Origin of the sequence: Sporomusa sphaeroides DSM 2875, assembly GCF_001941975.2 — a bacterium.
Taxonomy (GTDB): Bacteria; Bacillota; Negativicutes; order Sporomusales; family Sporomusaceae; genus Sporomusa; species Sporomusa sphaeroides.
In genome coordinates this window covers 1097488-1120105 of the sequence record NZ_CP146991.1, presented here as the reverse complement: position 1 = coordinate 1120105, position 22618 = coordinate 1097488, and the positions used below count along the sequence as shown (strand labels likewise).

At 47.7% G+C, this 22618-nt stretch carries 21 protein-coding genes; 4 read left to right on the top strand and 17 right to left on the bottom strand.

Features of this window, described 5'->3' with window-relative positions; genetic code table 11:
- Window positions 1–18 precede the first annotated feature (18 nt).
- From SPSPH_RS04820 to SPSPH_RS04780, 9 genes are all read right to left on the bottom strand, one after another.
- Window positions 19–1230: a 2-hydroxyacyl-CoA dehydratase subunit D gene (locus SPSPH_RS04820; RefSeq protein WP_158027046.1), complete on the bottom strand. Its 1212-nt coding sequence runs from the start codon at window positions 1228–1230 to the stop codon at window positions 19–21.
- Window positions 1231–1270: 40 nt separating this feature from the next.
- Complete coding sequence (locus SPSPH_RS04815) at window positions 1271–2479, bottom strand: 2-hydroxyacyl-CoA dehydratase family protein (protein WP_075753744.1); 1209 nt, start codon at window positions 2477–2479, stop codon at window positions 1271–1273.
- A gap of 38 nt (window positions 2480–2517) precedes the next feature.
- Window positions 2518–3537 carry an ABC transporter substrate-binding protein gene (locus tag SPSPH_RS04810; RefSeq protein ID WP_075753742.1) on the bottom strand — a complete coding sequence of 340 codons (1020 nt, stop codon included), beginning with the start codon at window positions 3535–3537 and terminating at the stop codon, window positions 2518–2520.
- Window positions 3538–3574: 37 nt separating this feature from the next.
- Window positions 3575–4456 (bottom strand): acyl-CoA dehydratase activase, encoded by an 882-nt coding sequence (locus tag SPSPH_RS04805; RefSeq protein ID WP_075753740.1) that lies wholly within the window; start codon window positions 4454–4456, stop codon window positions 3575–3577.
- Window positions 4457–4489: 33 nt separating this feature from the next.
- Window positions 4490–6538: a 2-hydroxyacyl-CoA dehydratase gene (locus tag SPSPH_RS04800; protein ID WP_075753738.1), complete on the bottom strand. Its 2049-nt coding sequence runs from the start codon at window positions 6536–6538 to the stop codon at window positions 4490–4492.
- Between the two features lie 57 nt (window positions 6539–6595).
- Window positions 6596–7480: an ABC transporter permease gene (locus SPSPH_RS04795; RefSeq protein WP_083945405.1), complete on the bottom strand. Its 885-nt coding sequence runs from the start codon at window positions 7478–7480 to the stop codon at window positions 6596–6598.
- Window positions 7477–8334: an ABC transporter permease gene (locus SPSPH_RS04790; RefSeq protein WP_083945404.1), complete on the bottom strand. Its 858-nt coding sequence runs from the start codon at window positions 8332–8334 to the stop codon at window positions 7477–7479. The genes SPSPH_RS04795 and SPSPH_RS04790 overlap by 4 nt, the downstream gene beginning before the upstream one ends.
- Before the next feature lie 397 nt (window positions 8335–8731).
- Window positions 8732–9934 carry a threonine synthase gene (locus SPSPH_RS04785; protein ID WP_075753736.1) on the bottom strand — a complete coding sequence of 401 codons (1203 nt, stop codon included), beginning with the start codon at window positions 9932–9934 and terminating at the stop codon, window positions 8732–8734.
- Between the two features lie 33 nt (window positions 9935–9967).
- Window positions 9968–10333, bottom strand: a complete 366-nt coding sequence (locus SPSPH_RS04780) for a NifB/NifX family molybdenum-iron cluster-binding protein (protein WP_075753734.1) — start codon at window positions 10331–10333, stop codon at window positions 9968–9970.
- 322 nt (window positions 10334–10655) lie between these two features.
- Between SPSPH_RS04780 and SPSPH_RS04775 the strand changes: the two genes are divergently transcribed.
- From SPSPH_RS04775 to SPSPH_RS04760, 4 genes are read left to right on the top strand one after another with little or no spacing between them, the layout of a single operon-like run.
- Window positions 10656–11321: an amino acid ABC transporter permease gene (locus SPSPH_RS04775; RefSeq protein ID WP_075753732.1), complete on the top strand. Its 666-nt coding sequence runs from the start codon at window positions 10656–10658 to the stop codon at window positions 11319–11321.
- Entirely contained in the window at window positions 11302–11979 is a 678-nt protein-coding gene (locus tag SPSPH_RS04770) for an amino acid ABC transporter permease (protein ID WP_075753730.1), read from the top strand. The genes SPSPH_RS04775 and SPSPH_RS04770 overlap by 20 nt, the downstream gene beginning before the upstream one ends.
- A 33-nt stretch (window positions 11980–12012) precedes the next feature.
- A complete protein-coding gene (locus tag SPSPH_RS04765; protein WP_181382912.1) occupies window positions 12013–12741 on the top strand; it encodes an amino acid ABC transporter ATP-binding protein in 729 nt (242 codons plus the stop codon).
- A gap of 29 nt (window positions 12742–12770) precedes the next feature.
- The gene (locus SPSPH_RS04760; protein ID WP_269147921.1) at window positions 12771–13646 is read left to right on the top strand and encodes a cysteine ABC transporter substrate-binding protein; all 876 of its coding nucleotides are present in this window, start codon (window positions 12771–12773) and stop codon (window positions 13644–13646) included.
- A gap of 250 nt (window positions 13647–13896) precedes the next feature.
- On the opposite strand, the gene SPSPH_RS04755 is transcribed toward SPSPH_RS04760, so the two are convergent.
- From SPSPH_RS04755 to SPSPH_RS04720, 8 genes are all read right to left on the bottom strand, one after another.
- Window positions 13897–15927 carry a methyl-accepting chemotaxis protein gene (locus SPSPH_RS04755; RefSeq protein WP_075753724.1) on the bottom strand — a complete coding sequence of 677 codons (2031 nt, stop codon included), beginning with the start codon at window positions 15925–15927 and terminating at the stop codon, window positions 13897–13899.
- Between the two features lie 510 nt (window positions 15928–16437).
- Window positions 16438–16869 (bottom strand): DUF4418 family protein, encoded by a 432-nt coding sequence (locus SPSPH_RS04750; protein WP_075753722.1) that lies wholly within the window; start codon window positions 16867–16869, stop codon window positions 16438–16440.
- Between the two features lie 25 nt (window positions 16870–16894).
- Window positions 16895–17065, bottom strand: a complete 171-nt coding sequence (locus SPSPH_RS04745; protein WP_158027045.1) for a hypothetical protein — start codon at window positions 17063–17065, stop codon at window positions 16895–16897.
- Between the two features lie 114 nt (window positions 17066–17179).
- Window positions 17180–17836, bottom strand: a complete 657-nt coding sequence (locus SPSPH_RS04740; RefSeq protein ID WP_075753720.1) for a corrinoid protein — start codon at window positions 17834–17836, stop codon at window positions 17180–17182.
- A gap of 1 nt (window position 17837) precedes the next feature.
- Window positions 17838–18920, bottom strand: coding sequence for a uroporphyrinogen decarboxylase family protein (locus SPSPH_RS04735; RefSeq protein WP_075753718.1), 1083 nt, complete (start codon window positions 18918–18920; stop codon window positions 17838–17840).
- A 26-nt stretch (window positions 18921–18946) separates the two neighbouring features.
- Entirely contained in the window at window positions 18947–20299 is a 1353-nt protein-coding gene (locus tag SPSPH_RS04730) for a nitrogenase component 1 (protein ID WP_075753716.1), read from the bottom strand.
- The gene (locus tag SPSPH_RS04725; RefSeq protein ID WP_075753714.1) at window positions 20296–21783 is read right to left on the bottom strand and encodes a nitrogenase component 1; all 1488 of its coding nucleotides are present in this window, start codon (window positions 21781–21783) and stop codon (window positions 20296–20298) included. The genes SPSPH_RS04730 and SPSPH_RS04725 overlap by 4 nt, the downstream gene beginning before the upstream one ends.
- Before the next feature lie 15 nt (window positions 21784–21798).
- Window positions 21799–22083 carry a DUF2325 domain-containing protein gene (locus SPSPH_RS04720; protein ID WP_075753712.1) on the bottom strand — a complete coding sequence of 95 codons (285 nt, stop codon included), beginning with the start codon at window positions 22081–22083 and terminating at the stop codon, window positions 21799–21801.
- Between the last annotated feature and the right edge of the window lie 535 nt (window positions 22084–22618).

The window sequence follows — 22618 nt, the reverse complement described above, 5'->3', positions numbered from 1 at the left end:
TCTGCCCTGCTGGTGCTATTAAGCAAGCATTTCCACGAAGGCTTTTACTCTGGTCAATACCTGGCCGCTGGGTGATCCGGTCTGGAAGGACCCCTCCAGGTTAATGCTTGGTATGCCTTTTTCATGAAAATATTTGCGCCACATTTCCCTGTCAACACTGGCGAACGAACAACCGATATAGCCGTACAGGATTATTCCCCGGGCATTTAGTTTGTCAACTTCATGTTCCAGTACATTACGCGCATACACGCCGGCACCGGCGCCGGCATTGTCATATACCCATCTGGCCAGCGACTCTACCGGCGCAACATCTTCCCGGTACAGCTTGAAAGGAACGCTGCGCAAGCCTAAGAGCGCACCGCCTGCCTGGTCGATAGCCTCATAGATGCCAAATTCCTGACCGGTTCCGCCGGCCCAGACCAGTGGGATAACCTTCTTTAGATCGTCTTGATTAACCGGCTTATTTTGCAGTTCTGCGATTAATAAATCAATGGCCGCCTCATATTCTTCCGGTTTGCCAAAATAGTTGTTCAGGCCGATGTTAAGCATCAGGATGGTTGCCAGACTGCGTACATAAAATGGATGCTGCCGCCGTAATTCCAAAACCGTCCTTAGCTTATTCAGCAGGCGATTTTTGCGCTGAATTTCAAATCTGAGCTTATCTTCGTCAATTTTCCGGCTGCCGGTAAGCCATTCGGCCACATCATAGATCTGCTCAATGAAAAACTGCACCAAATCCTCCAGACGTTTGCCTGCCACCGTAGGTCCGCGGTAGACCACGTCATTGTTATACACATCATAGCCTTCCCGTTTCATGATCTCCCAGGCCAGATTGTAGGGTTCGCAGGCCGAGCTATTGCCGAGAATGCGGTTGATGGTACTGGTGTTGCGCCGCAGATGCCACTGCCCTACCGTACATTTCACCATAGAGCAGGTTTCTGCCGGAAACTGGTAATAGTCTTCAGCAATCAGCATAACCTCTTTATCGCTCAACCGCCCCATCTCACTAAAGGCTACCGGGATGGTATCGCAGGCATAAATCACCGGTACTTCCCAGCCATAGGCGTTGCTCCAAACGGCTTTCTTCCGTCCCTCCCGGTACGCCTTTTCCGCATCAGGCACATATGCCTCAGACAGATCCAATAGCTTGTTGACAGCCGGCGAATAGCTATGCACCTTTTTACAATAATCAACATACTCACGCTGGCTTTGAATGTCTTCTATCTCCACAACCATCCTCCTTGATCAAGGTATTTTATAATCTTCCCGTCTAGGCCAGCATTTCGACGAAGGCTCTGATTCTTGTCAGAATTTGCCCTGTAGGTGGCCCTACCTGGAAGGTGCCTTCAATGTTGATACTAGGGAAGCCCTTTTTATGAAAATAGTCCCGCCACATTTCCCTGGCAACACTGCCATAAGAGCAGCCAAGATAACCGTAGAGAACCAGCCCTCTGGCTTTCACTTTTTTCAGTTCCTGTTCAATAACTTTTTGTACATAAATGGAAGCTCCGGCTTCCTGATTTCCCAGCACATGGCGGGCTAATGCCTCTACCGGCGGCAATGTTTCATCATAATTGTTAAAAGGATAGCCCCGGAAACCGAGCAATGCACCGCCGGCCTGATCAATGGCTTCATAAATGCCAAATTCCTGTCCGGCACTGCCGACCCAAACCAGGGGAATGACTTTATCCAGGTCGCGCTGATTAACAGGCGCTGTCTCCAGTTCCCTGATCAAGTCATCCAGCACGGCCTCGTATTCGGCCGGTTTGCCAAAATAGGTATTTAAGCCTGTGAGCAGATAGATGGAAGGAAGGCTGCGCATATAATAAGGGTGTTTTAGCCTGAGTTCCAGCACTTTCCGGACTTTGGCAATCAAGCGGTTCTTGCGCAGAATCTCAATTTTTAATTTGTCTTCATTGATCTCTTTACTGCCTGTCAGCCACTGGGCTGTTTCGTAAATTTGTTCAATCAGGAACTGTACTAACTGTTCCAGCCGCTCCCCTTTTACGCCAGGGGCCCGGTAAACCACATCAATGGCATGAACATCATAGTCCTCCTTTCTCATTAGTTCCCAGGCCAGATTATAAGGTTCGCAGGCCACACTGGCGCCAATAATCCTTTTGATACCAGTGCCACGGCGTTTGTGCCACTGACCAACCGTGCACTTTACCATTGAGCAGGTTTCTTGTGGAAACTGATAGTAGTCTTCAGCAATTGTGACTGATTCCAGGTCACTTAACCGGCCCATCTCACTATAAGCCACGGGAATAATATCGGAAGCATAGGCCAGCGGAATCTCCCAGCCGCTCGCCCGGGACCAAACGGCGTTAATTTTTCCCTCCGCATAGGCCTTCTCGGCATCATAAACATAAGAGGTGGACAAGTCTAACAGCTTGCCGATAGCCGGTGAATAGTGATGAACTTCCTCTTTACTGTAGATGAGATAATCTCTTGGACTTTGAATGTCCTCAATATCCATGATGTATTCCTCGCTTTCCCAAGCATCTGTTGTTAAAACTATTTCTGGGCGTATGGATTAAATTCGTTGGTAAAAATCTGCTCCGGTTTCACATCATTTTTTATTTCACCGAATTCTTTCAATAAATCAATCCAGATACCGGCCGTTTCCGGTTGAATGAGACCTTTAGGAGCAAAATAACCGGTGCGCAGTAATTTGGGATCAACCTTGGCTCTTTTTACCGTAATATCAATAGCCTGTTGTTGATTGGTGTCAGCCCAGTCATTGGCCTTAGCCACCGCCTTGACAAAACGCCTGACCACATCAGGTTTTTCTTTGATGAATTTTTCCGAGAAATAGAAAGGCGTGTTACCGCCAACTGTGCCAAAAACATCATAGTCGGTAAACAGTACTTTGAGACCGCCGCGTGCTAATAAAAAACCGGGGTTTTTGTGAAAACCGGCTACATCAATGTTACCTTGCCGCAAGGCTTGCTCAAGATTTGCTTCCGGCATAACAATGACTTCAATCTTGCCTTTCGGTGAGTCTATGCCGTTTTGTTTCAGATAGGCATAGGGGGTGTACTCGTTGCAGCCGCCAATGGTGGGAATACCGACTTTTTTGCCTACCATATCCTGAGCACTTTTCACCGGACTATTGTCTAAAGTCACATACACCATATGCGGTATTTCCCGGGTAGTCTCGGTGCCGGCTACCACGGCTTTGATCTTGGCACCTGCCGAAATACCGGCAATCGTTCTGTTAATATGCGCGGCACCGACATCAATCTTGCCGGCGACTACTGATGCAACTAACTGTGGCGACGGTACCTTCCCCACGTATTCAAGCTGAATGCCTTCTTCGGCAAAATAGCCTAGTTCTTCCGCAATCATATAGATATCCGGCCGGGTTATATCGCCGGGGCTGGGAACTCTTATGATATCAGGCTGCTTACCTGAGCCGGCGGTCGGTTGCGTCTCCTGCTTGTTCGAGCAGCCAAACACAGATAGTGACAGTGCCAAAAGTACGATAGTAATAATCATCCTTGTTTGCCGATTGCTTTTTAACTGAGTATTCATTTCAACGCCCCCATATGTGTTTGCTTGCCTGCTGTTGTTAACTGGCCGAAGCTGATAATTCTTCTTTTTCAGCACTTGCCAGTGCCAGATTTTTTTGCGCAATAACGGCTCCGCCCAGCGCCCCGGCATAAATGGTATCTAACCTGACTTCACTAATGGCATGGCCTAATACTTCCTCTACCGCCTTTTTCATGCCGGCATTATTGGATACCCCGCCGGTAAATACTAAATCCGGCTCCAGCCCAATCCGGTTAAATAGGTTGCGAATGCGTCGGGCGGTGGCAATATGAATACCGGCGGCAATATCGGCCCGCTTTTCGCCTTTGGCTTTCAGCGAGATAACTTCCGATTCGGCAAATACTACACACTGGCTGCTGATATCTGACGGTTTGGTGGCTTTGAGCGCTTCATGCCCCAATTCTTCTGTTGTCAGATCCAGCAACTGGGCTACTTTTTCCAAAAACCGTCCGGTACCGGCGGCACATTTGTCATTCATAATGAACTCCACTACTTTGCCGTTTTTGGGGTCTACCCGAATCGCCTTTGAGTCTTGTCCGCCAATGTCGACAATAGACCTTACATTGGCATTGAGCACATGAGCCCCCATGGCATGGCAAGAGATTTCTGTCACAATTTTGTTGGGAATATCACCAAAATTAAGCGATATCCGGCCATACCCCGTACCGACAATATACTGAATATCCGAATGTTTCAAGCCGGTCTGTTTCAGTAGGACAGCAAACAGTTTGTCGGCAGTTTGCTGGGTAAATACAGCAGTTGGTGTAATGGCGGTGTACAGCTTGCCTTCAGCAAGCAAGACGGCTTTGCCGGTACGGGAACCAATGTCCATACCAATAACTACATCATTGGTAAAAGTAGAAACCAGTTTTTTATCAATAACATCCACTATTTTTGTCATTTTTGTTCACTCCTTCTATTTCCGGCATTATCCTTACGCCGACTGGAAATTTTTCCGTCCTGCCCCGGTGGTAACGCCTCCTCTTTCGCCCAACACCTCGATAAAGGCTTCCAGTCTGGTTTTGAGCTGTCCCTGATCACTGGCCGAATAGTCTATCGGCACTTCCAAAACCGGTATGCCGAGTTTTTGATAATGCCGGAAAAACTCATGCTTGATCTGACCATAGCACGGGCAGAATTTGAGATACACATACAGAATCCCGTCTGCCTTATACTCCTGTGCCAAATCACCGGAAATGATAACCCTTTCCTGCAGCGGTTTCATCCGGGTGCAAGGTGATTGGTCCAGATACCCTTCGGCTAAGGCCTGATAGGGGTCCCCTGCCTCGCTAATCTGGAAACTTACATTGCGGGAGCCGGTGCAATGGTCTTCGATGACTACCCTGGCCCCTACAGTATCTTCGATGAGTTCCAGGAGGCGCCGGTCGCCGTCGGCTACAATCCCCCCCGCCATCATCAGCCTGATGGGTTTCGCCCCTTGGTCAGGCACGGCAGACAGGGTGTCATACAGCTCCTGGTACAAAATCAGCAGTTCTTCAGGCGGTAAGTAGTAATAGGCTTTAATCAGATCCAGGAAATCCTTGCCTTTGAGCGGCGGGTTATCCCGTTTGCGCAAATCCGAAATTTGCTTTAATACCGCCCGTACTTGGTTATAGATTTTAATTTGTTCCCGCACTTCTTCCTCGGTTATGGTATGGCCGGACAGTTTTTCCAGGTCTTCCTTGAAATTTAAAATCTCAGTCCGGTAATATCCCCGCGAGGACTCTTTATGCCGCAGGCGGGGCAGGATGTAGATATCGGCCGGTGTAAAGAAGTCCCCGATGGCTTCGCCTACCTTCTTTATGCAGTCGCAGGTATAGAAGGTATACACTTTATCCAGGGATTTATATAAAGGATCCCCTTCTTTGAATGCTCCCAGAATGCTCTTGGTGAAATCGCAGAATACGCTTTGGGTGATTTGCTCGCCACTGGCAACCACTTCGGTGTTGCCCATCTTAAACAGTCTTACTTGATTCACACCAGCCGCATTAATGAGTTCCAGCGGTGTATAAGTGCACAGATAACCCACTTTCTTTTTCCCGTCGGCACCGGTAATAATGGTCTCCTGCTGCTTGGCTATCCGGTTTTCCAGTTCAGTCAGCTCCAGCGAAAAACCACTGCCGCTTTCCTGGCTGTCGCGCCCTCCTGCCGCCAGATAATGCTGCGCATGTACAGCGGCCCCCAGGGCACCGGCATATATGGCGTCCAGTTTAAATTCGCTGATAGGATGTTCCAGCAGATCTTCAATGGCTTTTTTCATGCCGACATTGTTAGAAACACCACCGGAGAAAGCCAGCCCCGGTTCAAGTCCGATACGGCTTAACAGGTTGCGCACCCGCCGGGCGGTAGCCAGGTGAATACCGGCGGCAATGTCTTCCTGCGTAGCGCCTTTGGCTCTGAGCGAGATTACTTCCGATTCGGCAAACACCACGCACTGGCTGCTGATTTCTGACGGCTTAGTGGCTTCAAGTGCAACCTTTCCCAGCTCACTTAAATCCAGGTCTAAGAGCTGAGCTACTTTTTCCAGGAAGCGGCCGGTACCGGCGGCACATTTGTCGTTCATGACGAATTCTACCACCCGGCCTGTTTCTGGATCGACTTTAATGCCCTTGGAGTCCTGGCCGCCAATATCAATAATGGTTTTAATCCCGGCATTAAGGTAATGCGCTCCCATGGCATGGCAGGAAATTTCGGTCACAATCTGGTGGGGTATTTCCGGGAAATGCATAGCTACCCGGCCATAGCCGGTACCGACGATATAGCTGATATCCGCCCGTTTCAGGCCGGATACCTCCAGCAATTCTGCCAATAGTTCATCCGAGGTTTCCTGCATGTCGATGCCGGTGGGGGTTTGGGCAGTAAATAATTCACCGCCGGTGAATAATACCGCTTTACCTGTCCTTGAGCCAATATCGATTCCCACCACCGTGGCTCCGGTAATAGCAGGAATTAGGGTTTGATCAATTACTTCCTCTATTTTCATAGGTATTCGCTCCTTCGTTTGATTGGTTTGCTGTCCAAGGCCGGCATTTCTCCGCCATTAGGCAGTTTCCGCCGTGCCTTTCCAGCGGGTAAGATAGCTTTCCAGGGTTACAATCAGATAGTTGACCGACATCCCCAGCATCATTAGTACCAAAATGCCGGCATACATTTTTTCCGGCTGATATTTGTGCTGGGCATCAAAGATTAAAAAACCCAGTCCGGCGCTGGCACCCAGCATTTCTGCCGCCACTAATATAATGAGCGAGCGGGTGGCGCTAATTCTGAGTCCGGTAAGAATGGACGGTACGGCTGCCGGTAATATAACATGAATAAACAAACCCAGCCGGGACATAGCCATGGAGCGTGCCGCCTTTACCAGCAAAGGGTCAACGGTTTTAACTCCCTCGATGGTATTAATCAAAATCGGCCAGATAGAGCCCCAAAATATAATGCCGATTTTAGATACTTCGCCTAATCCAAAAACCAGGATAAATACTGGATACAACGCCAGTGTCGCCGTATTCCGGCAGATTTGCATCAACGGGTCGACAATTTTTTCTACCCGTTTAAACCATCCCATAAAAATCCCCAGCGGAATGGCCAGGCTAACTGCCACAAAAAATCCCATAAGCGAACGTTGAAAACTTGCCAGCGCATGGGTAAGCAATTCACCTGACAAGATAAGTTCCAGCAGTCCTTGAATAACAGCACTAAAGGCGGGTAAGCTGCGGGGATCAATCACTCCTGTTGATGGCAATACCTGCCATATCGCAACAATAAAGCCAATAGCAATTACCCTTTTCAGGATTTTCCACCCTTTTTCCCGGTATGCATTTACCACGATTTCACCTCCTTTTTTCTCTGCAACCGCTGGCTTAACTTGCGCTTTCGCCAACACACCACCTGTCTGCCAAAAGCGCTGACAGGTTGCAGCCAGCCTCATTCATTAGCCACTTTTTCTTTCCAGCCTGTCAGGCGTTTCTCTAAGGCGACCAGCAAATAATTGACGGTAACACCGAAAAGCGACATGGTAATGATACCCGCATACATCTCGGGTACCGCATACCGTTCTTCAAAGTAAAAAATCATGAATCCCAGGCCTGCATTAGCGCCAATCATTTCGGCGGCCACCAATACTAAAATCGAACTGGCCGCACTCAGTCTGACACCGGTTAATATTGAGGGCAGCGCTGCCGGTGCAATTACCTTATATAGCAGCGTCAGCTTAGATACGCCCATAGAACGGGCTGCCTTGATCAAAAGCGGATCGGTATTTTTTACGCCGGAAATAGTATTAAGCAGAGACGGCCAAATGGTTCCCCAGATAATAATGGCCATTTTAGAAACCTCCCCAATGCCAAAGAGCAATAAAAAGACCGGATATAGAGCCAATACAGAAGAATTACGGCAAGCCTGCACCAAAGGATCTACCACTTCCTCCAGCTTGGTATACCATCCCATGAAAATTCCCAGGGGAATGGCTATCCCGATGCCAATAAAAAAACCGGCAGCCGAGCGGGTAATACTAATGGAAAAATGTTTAAAGATTTCTCCGGTCATAACTAAATTAAACAAACTATGGATTACCTCACTAAAGGGCGGCAGAAGAAATGGATCAATAAGTTCCAGGCGAGGGGTAAGTTCCCAGATAAGCACCACCAGGATAATACCAATGGTTTTTTCCAATATATTTACTACTGGCGCAAGCGGTATTCTGGAAAACCGGCCTGGCTTGGGCTTCGCCTCCCATTTAGCCCGATACGCTCTGCGGAAATTACTGACTACATATTCAATCATCTAAACCACACCTCCTTAAAATGAACTTTACCTGCTATTTGCTATAGCAATAGCATAAATAAAAAGCTGAAAACGCGTATGTGCGTCTCCAGCTTATTAACCGGTCAACTTATCCATGTGTTTCCTTATACTATTGTCAACCCCATACCGGATTTGCCAGCCTAATGCTATCAGGCATTCGGTTACCCGCCTCTTTGCTGAAATATAAAAGGCCAAAGTTCATGTTATGAACTTTGGCCTTCAGTTTGCTATCTGATCAGCGCCAAACTTATAATGGCTCCAGAAACGAGGAGTGCCATATCTGTGGAACCAATACTAACATATTGTTCCAGCTGTGTCAATAGATAAAATGTTATCTTTGTAATTATTTGTTCTTCTCAAAAAGAAGCTCATCTGTTCATACTGGAATGTCTTGCTCCGGCTCAAGCACAGGCACAGCCACCTGAACGGTATCAGGATACTTCAAACCGGCACCGGTATTGAGCAGAACCACCTTCTCACCAGGTTTAATCCAGCCGCTCTCACGCAGCTTTTTTGCGGCGGTATAGTTTGCCGCACCTTCCGGGCAAACAAACGCCCCTTCCGCCGCTGCCAATTCGGCCTGATCTTTGAGTATGGCTTCATCAGTAACCGCAACAGCACAGCCGTTGGTCTGATAGATGGCGTCAAGAACCAGAAAATCCCCCAGGGCTTTGGGTACTGTAATACCGAAAGCAACGGTTGACGCGTTGTTCCAGAATTCGGATGCCGTCTTTTTCTCTTCCCAGGCTTTAACGATAGGCGCACAACCCTCTGCCTGAACAGCCACCATCCGGGGCATTTTGTCGCCAATCCAGCCAAGCTGCTGCAATTCGCGGAAGGCTTTATAGATGCCAATCAGACCAACACCGCCACCGGTTGGGTACAAGATAACGTCAGGCACTTCCCAGTTTAGCTGCTCGGCAATCTCCAGGCCCATGGTCTTTTTGCCCTCAATACGATACGGTTCTTTCAGGGTGGAAGCATCCATACAGCCTAATTTCGCCACAGCCCGGCCGACAATTTTACCGGCATCACTGATTAATCCGTTTACTAAATATAACTTGGCACCGGCAATTGCACATTCATTGCGGGTAATCGCAGGGGCATCCACCGGCATAACGATATACGCATCAATATCCGCCTTTGCCGAATAGATTGCCCAGGAAGCGCCGGCATTGCCATTTGTCGGCATCGCCAGAGATTTTACTCCCAATTCTTTGGCCCTTGAAACACCTACTGCTGCACCGCGTGATTTGAAGGTGCCGCTGGGGATAATACCCTCATCTTTCAAATAGAGTTCAACGCCCAGCTTGTTGCCCAGCTTATCAAGCGCAAGCAGCGGGGTCATTCCCTCACCGAGAGTCACTTTATACTTATCGTCAACAAGCGGCAGCAATTCACGATACCGCCATAAATCCGGCTTACGGCTGACTAAGTCTTCTTTTTTCAAATTCGCTTTTACCTTGTTTAAATCATATCTAACTAATAGCGGTGCGCCGCATTCAGGGCACAACTGAGTAATTTTATGGGGATCATGTTTAGCGCTACATTTAGGGCATTCCAGATGAGACATATACATTACTACACCAACTCCTTCTAAATTTTAAGACAATTAACTGCCTTCAACCGGGCTGCGGACAAGCTTGCTGCGAATATACTTGCCTCTTTTACCATACGATACCAATGCTTTATCAACCGGCCCGGTAATTTCCAAAGCAAACACTCCTTTTGCCAGCAGTTCCACTTCGGCCTGCGGGCCAATGCGGGCGATGAGTACCGCCTCAATATCGGCAAGCAGCTCAACAGCATAACCGGCAGTATGCTTATGATCAGTTTGTATTGCCGGCAAAACCTCCCGGCGTTCAAGCAAATGGTATGTTCCTTGCTCATTTACCTCATAAATCCAAAACTCTTTTGCCCTGCCAAAATGCTCATTGATGCTTACCCCATCGGTACTGGCAACCGCTACTTTGGCCATGTTTTATCACCTCGCACTTTATTTGGCAGTAAGTCTAAGAAACATAAAAAGACAGATCTTTCCTCAAAGGAAAAATCTGTCTCCGGTTTATCCAGTCAACAAATAGTCACTTATATTTTGTATTTATTGTAGACCCAAATGCAAAGGATGTCAATGTAAAAATACCCTTGACATACACTTTTAGTTGGGCTATACTTTTAAAAAAATACATATATGTGCTGATCAGATATACTGAAGGCCAAAGTTTCTTTATTTTTAAAGGAACTTGGTCTTTTTTTGTTTGGCAGACAAGTAACGCGAAACAGAAAAGAGTGGTACATTCATGAATATTAATTGGGAATTCATCATCAGCAGTTTGCCGTTATATGAAAAGGCAGCCTGGCTAACCCTAAAGCTGGCTTTCGCCGGGATAGCCGCCTCTTTATTCATTGGGCTGCTTTGCAGTATTGTCTTATATTATAAGACCAAAGGACTGGAACCATTGGTGCGGGCTTATATAGAGGTTTCCCGTAATACTCCATTGCTCATTCAGTTATTTTTCTTGTACTACGGAGTGACAAAACTAGGGTTTATGCTGAGCGAACAGACTTGCGCCATTGTCGGCTTGTCGTTTTTGGGTGGCAGTTATATGGCAGAAGCATTTCGCGCCGGCATCCAATCGGTAAGCAAGTCACAAATTGAATCAGGCCTTAGTATCGGGCTTTCCAATATGCAGCTCATCCGCTATGTCATTTTACCGCAGGCATTTTCGGTAACCCTGCCCTCCTTGGGCGCAAACTGTATATTTTTATTAAAAGAAACCTCGATTGTCGGCGTCATCGCTATACCGGAGCTTATGCACTTAACGCAGGATCTGATCGGAATGTATTATCAGACCTTCGAATCACTGCTAATGCTGATCGTAGCTTATCTCATTCTGCTGCTGCCGTTATCTGTCTTTTTGTCCTGGCTGGAAAGGAGAGTACGTTATGCTGAATTCGGGAATTGAAGTTCTGTTTGAAGGAATTAATATGCAACGCTTGTTCGGCGGTTTATTAATAACAGCCCGGATCGCGTTTATCTCCATTATCCTTGGCTCGTTTTTCGGGATAATCCTTGGTTTAGTCAGGACATCAAAATCAAATATTATCCGCTGGCTATGCCGGCTGTATCTGGAAGTCTTTCGGATCATACCCATTCTGGTCTGGCTGTTCATCGTTTATTTTGGCGTTACCGTTTTACTGGATATCCATTTAGATGGTGAGCTGGTTGCCGTTCTGGTATTCAGCCTGTGGGGCGCTGCCGAAATGAGTGACATCGTGCGAGGCGCTTTAGAATCTTTGCCAAAACATCAAATCGAATCAGGCAAGGCGCTTGGCCTTAGTTTCTGGGGACTTTACCGCTATGTGCTAATACCGCAAGCCGTACGGCGTCTGCTGCCTGGTGCGATGAATTTATCGACAAGAATGATCAAAACCACTTCGCTGGTCGTTATGATTGGTGTTATTGATGTCGTGAAAGTTGGGCAGCAGATTATTGAAAGGTCACTTTTACAAGCACCTACCGCTTCCTTCTGGGTATATGGTTTCATCTTCTTGCTGTACTTCATTATTTGCTATCCTCTGTCAAGATTATCCAAAAAATTAGAAACCAAATGGGAAAGTTAGGGGTGCATTATTATCAAAGAAACTACTCAGGCTTTGCTTGAAATAAAGGGATTGCATAAGACCTACGACAACCAGGTAACGGTATTGGACAATATTGATCTTACCATTCATAAAGGCGAAGTTGTTGTCATTTTAGGACCGTCAGGCTGTGGCAAGAGTACCCTGCTTAGATGTCTTAACGGCCTCGAAGCTATTCAAGGAGGTGAAATCAAGCTTTCAGGTAAGAACATTGCCGGCAAAGATGCAAATTGGCAGGAAATCCGCCAGCAAATCGGCATGGTTTTCCAAAATTATGATTTGTTTCCCCATATGACAGTTTTGGAAAACATTCTTCTCGGTCCTTTAAAAGTGCAAAAAAGAGAAAAAAAGGAGGCGGTGGAACAAGCCCGGCAATTATTGGACAGGGTGGGCTTGCTTGACCGGCAGGATTCCTATCCCCGTCAGCTTTCCGGCGGACAGAAGCAGCGAATTGCCATTGTGCGCGCCTTGTGCATGAATCCCGAAATTATGCTCTTTGATGAAGTTACCGCTGCCCTTGACCCTGAGATGGTACGCGAGGTGCTGGATGTTATCTTAGGCCTTGCCAGACAGGGAATGACTATGGTCATTGTGACCCACGAAATGGGGTTTGCCAAAGCGGTAGCTGACCGGATCGTATTTATCGATGCCGGGAAAATATGTGAAACCGCCACGCCGGATGAATTCTTTTCTAATCCCAGGACTGAGCGTGCCCGGCAATTTTTAAATATATTCCAGTATTAAAATAAGGTAAAATGAAAGGATGATCTATCGTGAACGTAAGGAAAATTATTGCGTTAGTCTTCGGTACCCTATTCTTAGTCGGAATCCTGGCCGGATGCGGCTCATCTACCTCAACAGACGCTAAACAGGAAGGTACACAAACAGCAAATAAGAGCAGTGTTGAGGAAATCAAAAAACGCGGTACCATTAAAATCGGCATCTTCGGCGACAAACCTCCTTTCGGTTTTGTCGATGCCAATGGCAAAAATCAGGGCTTTGATGTATACATCGCCAAGAGACTTGCCAAGGACCTGCTAGGTGATGAAAATAAAATCGAGTTCGTATTGCTTGAGCCGGCCAGCAGAGTGGAGTATTTGCAAACCAACAAGGTTGACATTGTTTTAGCTAACTTTACCGTCACGGAAGAAAGAAAGCAAAAGGTTGATTTTGCCCACCCGTACATGAAAGTTGCCATTGGTGTAGTTTCAGCAAAAGACGCACCCATTACCTCTGTTGAGCAATTAAAAGGCAAAAAGCTGATTATTATCAAAGGTACCACTGCTGAAACCTATTTCACCAAACATCACCCGGAGGTTGAACTGTTAAAATTCGACCAGATCACCCAAGCCTTTGAAGCACTAAAAGATAAACGCGGTGTTGCGTTGTCACAGGATAATACCTTATTATTCGCCTGGGCCAAAGAAAACGCCGGTTTTACGGTAGGCATTTCAACACTGGGCAGTCTTGATACCATTGCTCCGGCAGTTAAGAAAGGTAACAAAGACCTGCTTGACTGGATTAATAAAGACATCGAAGCCCTTGCTAAAGAAAACTTTATCCACAAAGCTTATGAGGCAACCTTAAAACCTGTTTACGGTGATTCCATTAATCCGGAAGACATTGTCATCGAAGGTGGAAAACTGTAATCCTTGTCAGCCGAAAAATAGGGGCATGTTGAAATGAAAGTTTCAACATGCCCCTTTCTATGCCTTGAAAGGCCCTGTTTATCCGGTACTAACCCGCTCTAAGTGCCTGGATAAGAACGGCAGTTGCTTTAAGCTGGATTTAAACTCCACCTAAGCAACTGCCTTACTTCATTGGCTGCCACTTATTCTTTCCTGACCACCCTGCAGCTGCTGCTCATGTTTTAAAGCTGCAGCAGGAACTCAGCTGAATCTATATTTTAAATTTACTAACCGCAAGCTGCAGTTCTTGAGCCATTGCCGTAAGCGTCTGGCTGGAAACGGCCAATTCCTCCAGTACTGCCGATTGTTCTTCTATTGAGGCGGAGACGGTTTGCGCCTGACTTGCCGCTTCGTTACTTACCTGATTTATTTGATTGGTGGATTGTACTATTTGTTGACTGCCATTGACCATTTGCTGACTGGCAGCAGCTATTTGATTAACCTGACCGGCTACCTCTGTAACTAACACTAAGATATCGTTAAATACCTGCCCTGCCGAAGCCACAACCCCGGCTCCTACCTTGACTTCGTGCGTGCTGTTATTCATAGCTGCCACGGTTTTATCCGTATCCCTTTGAATCTCCCCAATTAAAGCGGCAATCTGTTTGGCGGCTTCCTGGGACTGTTCGGCAAGTTTCCGCACTTCCTCTGCCACAACTGCGAAACCACGGCCCTGCTCTCCCGCTCTGGCCGCCTCGATAGCAGCGTTCAAAGCTAATAAGTTTGTCTGTCCGGCAATTCCGGAGATGGCATCAACGATACTTCCTATTTCTGTAGACCTTTCACCAAGTTTAGCAAGCTCTGCGGCCGAATTAACAACCGATATTTCAATAGCATTCATCTGATTTAGCGCATCGGCAACAGCTTTACTGCCTTGCTGCGCCGCGTCAGTAGTTTTGCTCGACCTTACCGCTGCGTCATTTGCATTGGCCGCTACCTGTTGCAGGGCAATTACAAGCTGTTCTATGACGCTGGCAGTTTCCTCAACCGCTGCACGCTGTTCCTCTGCACCACGCGCCATATCATCAATAGTGGCTGCCACCTGATTAACGGCTTGTGCAGACTGCTCGCCATTTTCTTTAAGTGTATGCGACGCTGCGGTCAATATCCCGGCTGAAGAATTAACGTTGGCAATAAGTGATTTCAGGCGTTCGATCATTTGGTTAAAGCCTTGCGCCAATGTACCGATTTCATCTTTGGAAGCTACCTCGACAAAATTCGTCAGATTCCCGCCGGCTACCCGTTCGGTCGCCAAAACCAAATTCCGGATGGGGCTTGTCATTTTATTAGAGATAACAACAGCAATAATACTCACGCTAATCAGTACCAGCAGGGAAATTCCACCAACAAACAGGACAACTTTATCTCTGGCTGCATTAAGTGTTTCCATGTTTTTGCCGACAAACAATGCTCCCATCGGCTTATCTTCCGGCCCCATTAGCGGTTTATAAGCTGTAATATAAGGAATGCCGGCCACCGCAACTGTACCAACATACTCTTGCCTGTCCTTAAGTACCTTACTGGCAATTTCTTCATCTAATTTACTCCCTAACATTCGCTGACCGTCTCTCATAATGGTAGTGGCCACCCGCTCATCTCCTAAGAAGAGAGTTACATCTGTACCAAACGCCTCCTTGATTCGATCGACAACAAGATCATTACTAATATAATATCCTGCCGAAATGACCCCAACAATCCGGCCAGCTTCATCTTTTACCGGAGTTCCTGCCCGGGCGGAAAACTTCACTACTGTTCCCGATTCAATAGCAGCATAGGCCACGCCTTTAAGAGCATTCTTAATATTATCCTGAGTTACTACACTATCACCTCTTTTCTGGTCATGAGTCCGGACAATAACCGTTCCTGTCTCATCAGTTATTGTGGCAAAGTCAATATTGGCCCGCGATAGCAGCGGCCCCAGCTGCTCTAAAATCGTAAGTGCATCTTTGTCTTTAATGCCTTTGATAACACCCGGATGACTGGCCATAACAGCACCAAAATTCAACGCGTTTTTCTGATAATCTTTTAGTGTGATGGTAAGTCCTTTCATTCCTGCCTGCACCTGTTCAGCAGCAATCGTATTATTATATTGAGTAAATAAAAAAAGTGCAGGTACCAAGGTAGCCACTACAGCAAACAGAGTAAGTAATACTGCAATCAAAATTAATTTTAACTTAATCCCGGCTTTACCCGCCTTACTAAAAAAGCTGACAATATTTCTTGTTTGAAAAAATATTTTCATATGCTTACAACCTCCTTTTATAGATAACTGTCTTCTCCGAAAGCAATATTTTTTTACAGTTCAGTATGGATATGGGTTAACTCGAAAATAAAGAAGGCTAAAGCATCGCAGCGATGGCTTCAGCCTTCAGTTTTCTGATTGGCTTTTAACATATTTTGATACGTTTTGGGGAAATACCAGATTAGTTTGTTGTTGCAATGCATAGTAACGCAATTTGTCCGGAAAACTCCATTTCATTGGCGGCCATATATAGACTCCTCCTCTTTTAAAAATAAAAAAAGACTGAAAGCAAGCGGATACTACCGCTCGGCCTTCAGTCTTCTGATCAACCTAACTTTTATAGTATATAGTATACCATGGTTTTCCAAAATATTCAACATGTACTTGCTACTGGTAAACGCTTGAAGTCTTTCTTTTATCTATGTAGATACCCCATCAGTCAGTAAATACACCAGGGAGAATCATACCGATTCTCCCTGTTCTGAGGTTACTCAATGGCCTTACACTTTGTTAGCTGTTAGGCTTCCCTTCGTCTGTTTGCTTAACTTCCTTGTTTTTGCGGGTAAGCCAGATAATTGCGGCCCCCGCCAGGCTGAGCAAGCTGCCGCCAATTGTTGTGAAAAAGGCTGTTTTAAGGCAAGCTCCGCCATGAGTGCAAATCCCGATGACCCAGGGCAGCGGCAGGATAACAATAATAATACCTGCCAATAAAATGACAAATCCGCTTAATGCCTGCGCCTCGGTTGTACGTAACACTAACAAGGAAACGGCCAGGATAAGTGCCAGCAGAGTCACGAGAAACTCAGCCTGGTAGGCGTAATGGCACCGCATCGGGCTGCCCGCTCCCGCTAATCCGGTGCAAATCGGTATACCTCTGGGCAGTACCAGCAGCACAAGGCTTATTAAAATAGCGCTCCAGGCCAGTGCTTTATAACCTTTCAATCTCCATCAACTCCTCTATTATTTTTCACACCCGGCAGCTGTCGCCGGCGGCAGCCGGCAGCACCGAATGGGTATGGGGGTGATGGCTGCCCGGATTATGGTCCCTGAATGGCGCTCTGTTTAACCCACTGTATAAAACTCCAAGGCCTAATAAAAATACAACCAGCGCACCAATAAAAAATCTTTCTAAGCTCATGCTTTAAGCCTCCTCTCTGCTATAAATAAAAGGCCGGAGTTCCCTGACGGACTACTCCGGCCTTTAGTCAATACTAATCAACCAATCAACATTATATTTATATATGATTACTTTTTACCCGGCCATTCCCAAAAGCCGCCGGGAAAGTCTTACCGCGTCGGCGGCGTTAACAGCATAGCCATCGGCCCCGATTTTATCGGCAAAGCTCTGTGAAATGGGTCCACCGCCAACAATGACTTTATAGCTGTCTTTAAGGTTCTGAGCCTGCAGAATCTCGACAACTGCGGCCATTCCCTCCATGGTAGTGGTCATGAGTGTTGCCATGGCAATAATGTCGGCATTCACTTCTTTGGCCTTTTCCACGAAAGCCAGCGGCGCAATATCTCTGCCCAGGTCATAGACTTCGAAGCCTGATGTCTCCAGCATGATTTTTACCAGGTTCTTGCCGATGTCATGGGTATCACCTTCTACCACCCCTATAACTATTTTTCGTTTCTCACCTTGCCCGGCAACTTTGATATGTCCTTTGAGCACATCAAGTCCGGCATACATGGCATCAGAGCATAGCAGCAATTCAGGGATAAAGTACTCCTCTTCCTCAAATAGTACTCCCGCCCGGTCCATCCCGTTTGACAGACCTTTTTCAACAGCTTCATAGGCATCAAATTTCTCTGCGATAATCTCCTGTGCCACACTTACCGCCAAATTCTCATCCATATCCACAACAGCATCTGATAGTTTTCTGAATAGGTCTTCCTTATTTGCCGCCATTTCAAGCCCTCCTATGATATTTAACATTACTTAATTCCACGCGCGAAGTGTCTTCCTCTCCCCGGCCGGCACCTAAAAATGCCACTGCATTAACTAAGGGAACGCCGGGCGGAATATCACATCCGGGCATGAGAATATAGTTAGCTCCCCGGCCGGCTTGCTGAATGCATTGTTTAGCGGCCTGCACCACTTCAGCCGCTGAGCCGTCTTTAAGCAGCAGAGGATTTACGTTGCCGGCTAACGCCGTTTGTCCTGCCAGCCGCTGTTGTGCCAGCGCCAAATCCACCTTATAGTCAACAGATAATACATCAACACCCATCAGAGGCGCCAGACTTACACGGTCTTTAATATTGCCGCAAATATGCAAAGCGGTATACGCTCCCCTGTTCTTCAATTCTTCGTTAACCTTCTTAATGTACGGGGCGGCGAACTCTTCAAAATGGCTGAGTGAAATAAGGTCTCCTGATGCAGTGGGTTCAGCAACCGATACTATGCCGGCTCCCCGGTCAATAGCCGGCGCCAGGTAGGCAATGCAAACCGCTGTCATGACTTCAAGCAAGGCATGTGTACCTGCTTTGTCTTTATATAAACCTGACATTAGCTTTTCTACGCCGTAAAACTGCCCAGCCAGCGTGAACGGCCCCCAACCGGAAGTTCCGACCAGCACAGAATTACCGATTTGTCTGTTAACCTGCGAAATTATCGTGCGGATAGCGCAAATCCACTCATGACTGTCGATGCGGCTCAAGTCAAGCCGGTATGCCTCCGTGACTTTGGCAAACGCCGGCTCAATCACATCAATATTTCCCTGCGGCCGGAATTTAATTCTGCCGCCAAAGATATGCGCAAGCAGGTTATGGTAGCCGGACCCTGGCCAAACAATGTCAGACTGAATGCATTGGTTAATGGTAATAATGGCGGATACACCCAGCTCCGGCTTTTCAAGCACTTCCTGCAATGTCAGACCCTTTTGTCTGAATGCCCAGGTTCCGCCGGACAGAAGTGCTGCCGGCAGCACTGGCTGCTCAGACGGTGCACTGCTTTTAACCTGTAACGCATAGAGGATTCTGTCCTTAGGCAACATAGTTCCCCTCATCTCCTCCCACATCATTACCTGCCGGCAATAATTGTGCTGATTAAATCCTCAATAAGAGTTAAACCACCATTATACCCGGTATATCCCCTGCCGATAACCGCCCGGTTAGCCACCGGAAAACTTACGCTCAGATGCCCGGCTCCCAGTTCCCTGGCTAATTCCCGGTCAAGGGCGCTGCCAATAACAAAGGACGGATTGAGGGGATTGGCATATTTGCCGGCCTGAGACTGACTCCCGGCCCAATGCTCGCGCACCGCTGCGGCAATAGCGCTGCCATCGGTATGAAAAATCAAGTTCGGGGACAAACCGCTGTCCAGCTTGCTCAACCGGCCGGTAATGCTCGCTTGTTGTTCTTCATCCAAAATATCTGTGATACCGACAACTTCCGGCAACCAGCCCAAATCGTCGCCCAGGAAGCGGGTGAGCGCCACCGCATAATTGGTATCGCCAATAATAACGGCATACCGCTGTAAATCCAGATCATTAAAACAATCGGCAAGTGGTTCCAATAAGCTGTAATAGCGTTTATTTTCATATTGGATAACCTCTTCCACCAGTGCCGGGTCTAAGTCCAACGCCTCTCCTACCTGCCGCAAAAATTCATTGGTAGCCGCAGGCCCTACCGGCAGCGGCGTGGACAAATAAGGGGTATCATGGACCTCCTGCGCCAGCCGGGCAGCACCTAAGCCAAAAACCTCCGACACCACGATATTCAAGGCTGCGCCGCCAGCTGCGCGGATTCCGTCTACACTGTCATCTACTGTAAAAAAGCTGTTTACCGTCAGTTCCAGCTTTTCCAGCAGCCGGCGAATGTTTTCGATATTGCCGCGCCAGAAAACATCGATAAACGGGGTAATTCCCCACAAATTTACTGATCGCGGCTGTTTTTTCCCGGTTTTCACGACAAAGTCTTTGAATAAGCTCTGCAGCACCAAATCATAGCCCTGGTAGGAATTGCCGCGAAATCCGCCGGTTTCAGCAAAGAAAATAGGAACACTTTGCTCCTGCAGAGGCCTGACTACCGAACCAATATCGTCGCCGATGACCTCAGTGACACAACTGGTCAAAATAACATACAAATCGCCCCGCATAAGCTCCAGGGTATGTCTGACCTCTTCTGCCAGCCGTTCCGCTCCGCCAAAGACAACCTCGCGTTCCTGAATATTAGAGCCGGGGATACTCAGTCCGCCGCAATAGCCACCAACCTGCAGGCCTGCTCCTCCTGCCTGCGTCCAGGCAAAATTGCCGGCACAGCCTGGCGGCGCATGCAATATCGGCACCGCCTTGGGCAAAGCGCTCACGGCAGCGATAGCACCGCCCAGAGCGCAGGTATAACGAGGCCGCTCAATAAAATTGTAGTCGCTCATTCGCTGTCACCACCTGCCGTTACAATATATTTAAAGGGATTTTGCCGGTACCAGGATTCCTGGTAAGGCAAACTGGTATAACGGCTGAGATTGGCGTTAAAACGGGGGTTTTTCAATTGACGGTATAACCGTCTGGCCAGTTCATAGGCTCCCCGGTAGCCAACATAATGCAAACCGGTATTATAAATGACATGGGTGGGAATGCCCAGTTTAGCCGCCGTACTGTTGCCGTTCATATGCCCGAGAAAGATATCAGGCTGTATTTTGCGTAACAGATTGGCTTCCTCAAAAGGCTGGCAATTGGCAATGTTTAACGGATACTCCTGCCCGGTTAACCGCACCAGCTTCTCGTATTCTACCTCGGCAAATTCATCATGGTGAAAAGCCCGGATACCCACGACCTCAAAACCCAGCTCAGCGAGCAGCAGCGCGGTGGAAAGAGCTCGAAACTCGCCGGCACTGCTAAACGCCTTCTTGCCGGCAAACATTGGCTTGAGCGGTTTGAGCGCTGCTGCAAGTTCTGCTTCTTCTTGCGCAATCAGTTCCTTCGCCTCCGGACCAAGGCCAAAAAAACCGGCCACATCCTGCAGCCATTTACCGGTATTATCAATGCCTATCGGCATATGTTTAAGAATGAACGGCACCTGATACTTTTCTTTTAAATGGTTAAGCATATAGTCGTCATGTGTTGGACAAGTACTAATGGATAAATCGGCTTCAGCCATACGCTGCATACCGGCGGGGTCAGCAAAAACGGGGAAAATGTTAACCGCCAGTCCTAAGGCCTTTAGCAAACGCTCCAGCTCAAGTTCATCTACCCGCCCCATGGAAGACATATTCATCAGGTTGACCGTCTTGCCCGGCTTTCCTGGCGCAATTTCTGCCTTGGTTTCAGGCAGCAGTGTCCGGCCAATGGCATGGTATACGGCATCATAAGCGGTAGCCCAGATTTTAGTTTTGAAACCCTCACAGTGTACCGGCAATAGTTTGGCCTTGACCTCAGGCTGCGTCTGTTCCACTACGCCGTCCACATCATCACCGATAATGCCTGGGACACAACTGGATACCACAAAAATAACCGCAGGCCGATACCGCCTGTCGGCCTCAACAATAGCCTCAGCCAGCTTGGGTTCGCCGCCGCTGATAACATCGGCTTCGGTCAAACCGGTAGACAGCCACGTACCATCTTTTACCACACCCCAGCGCTGCATATTGCCACCACGTACGGCGGCATTGCCGCCATGGCAGGAAGAGCCGCAGCCCAGGCCGCCATGCATCAGCACCACACTGTTTGGTATACTGTTCATAGTACCCAGGGCCGGCAATAGCAGGCAAATGGAGTTTTGGGTAAAACTGCGCTCACTGGCAGGCAAACAGCAGCGCTGCCGCCGGCCGGCGACTTCGCCAAGTGTCGCCCCGTGGGCAATGCAGGCATTCAGTCTGTCTTCCCGGCGCGGCGGCTCCTTTAATGCAAAATGACTCATTGTTTCACCTCTCCCTTATAGCCCAAGCCCGACCAGCTTGTGTTCAACAGCCGACCAGGACCGTTTGGCATAGACCAGCGGAACGGACTGAGCTTTAGCATGACTTTTAACCACCTTGGCCATATTGTGATTGATATAGTCGGTAAAAACCAGGACGAAAGCCGCTGCTTTGGGTATATGCATTCGTTTTACCTCTCCGGGGTTTCGTCCGGTAATATGAGCGATTTCAGTTATTCCCATATCCCGCATTTTTTGTTCCATGCCACCCAAATAATCTGCGCCAATAACCAAAGCCGTCATATTCTCATCTCCTTCAAAAAAATTAAAGAGACAACCTATTTCGCTACAAGCGGAAAATCGGTTGCCTCCGGCTGCTCCCAGTCAGCAATTGCGCGCCTATTGAATTGGCTTTCATAACGAACCGTTCAAAAACAAAAAGAGGCAATCCTAAGCTGGTTAAACAGCTAACGATTGCCTCCGGTGTTCCGGTCAGCGCATGAATACCACTCAAATATTAGGCTCATATTAGCATACCGCCTAAATAGGTGTCAATGCCTAAAAGGAAATTAATTGATTTTTTTATAAAATTAACCTTGACACTATTTTACTTTTCATCATATAATTGCCACAATACATGAATTGCACCGGCTGATCAGACATACTGAAGGCCAAAAGAAACCAGCGTTTCTTTTGGCCTTCTTTTATTTTGCCCGGCCTGACCCGCTGGTGCGGTTCTTGCCGCTGCCAACATTGCTGAGGCGCGGGCGGCCGTTATGCATAAGCGGACGGTAAGCGCCAGCGGCGCAGCGTGGTATGACGGGTCTGGTGCCGGCGC

Excerpts from the sequence above, each read along its gene's own strand:
- SPSPH_RS04770 (WP_075753730.1), top strand. The coding sequence starts at position 11,302 with ATGCTGAATTCGGGAATTGAAGTTCTGTTTGAAGGAATTAATATGCAA.
- SPSPH_RS04730 (WP_075753716.1), bottom strand. The coding sequence starts at position 20,299 with ATGAGCGACTACAATTTTATTGAGCGGCCTCGTTATACCTGCGCTCTG.
- SPSPH_RS04725 (WP_075753714.1), bottom strand. The coding sequence starts at position 21,783 with ATGAGTCATTTTGCATTAAAGGAGCCGCCGCGCCGGGAAGACAGACTG.
- SPSPH_RS04805 (WP_075753740.1), bottom strand. The coding sequence starts at position 4,456 with ATGACAAAAATAGTGGATGTTATTGATAAAAAACTGGTTTCTACTTTT.
- SPSPH_RS04735 (WP_075753718.1), bottom strand. The coding sequence starts at position 18,920 with ATGTTGCCTAAGGACAGAATCCTCTATGCGTTACAGGTTAAAAGCAGT.
- SPSPH_RS04815 (WP_075753744.1), bottom strand. The coding sequence starts at position 2,479 with ATGGATATTGAGGACATTCAAAGTCCAAGAGATTATCTCATCTACAGT.
- SPSPH_RS04800 (WP_075753738.1), bottom strand. The coding sequence starts at position 6,538 with ATGAAAATAGAGGAAGTAATTGATCAAACCCTAATTCCTGCTATTACC.
- SPSPH_RS04745 (WP_158027045.1), bottom strand. The coding sequence starts at position 17,065 with ATGAGCTTAGAAAGATTTTTTATTGGTGCGCTGGTTGTATTTTTATTA.
- SPSPH_RS04785 (WP_075753736.1), bottom strand. The coding sequence starts at position 9,934 with ATGTATATGTCTCATCTGGAATGCCCTAAATGTAGCGCTAAACATGAT.
- SPSPH_RS04790 (WP_083945404.1), bottom strand. The coding sequence starts at position 8,334 with ATGATTGAATATGTAGTCAGTAATTTCCGCAGAGCGTATCGGGCTAAA.
- SPSPH_RS04755 (WP_075753724.1), bottom strand. The coding sequence starts at position 15,927 with ATGAAAATATTTTTTCAAACAAGAAATATTGTCAGCTTTTTTAGTAAG.
- SPSPH_RS04720 (WP_075753712.1), bottom strand. The coding sequence starts at position 22,083 with ATGACGGCTTTGGTTATTGGCGCAGATTATTTGGGTGGCATGGAACAA.
- SPSPH_RS04810 (WP_075753742.1), bottom strand. The coding sequence starts at position 3,537 with ATGAATACTCAGTTAAAAAGCAATCGGCAAACAAGGATGATTATTACT.
- SPSPH_RS04780 (WP_075753734.1), bottom strand. The coding sequence starts at position 10,333 with ATGGCCAAAGTAGCGGTTGCCAGTACCGATGGGGTAAGCATCAATGAG.
- SPSPH_RS04775 (WP_075753732.1), top strand. The coding sequence starts at position 10,656 with ATGAATATTAATTGGGAATTCATCATCAGCAGTTTGCCGTTATATGAA.
- SPSPH_RS04740 (WP_075753720.1), bottom strand. The coding sequence starts at position 17,836 with ATGGCGGCAAATAAGGAAGACCTATTCAGAAAACTATCAGATGCTGTT.
- SPSPH_RS04795 (WP_083945405.1), bottom strand. The coding sequence starts at position 7,480 with ATGAGGCTGGCTGCAACCTGTCAGCGCTTTTGGCAGACAGGTGGTGTG.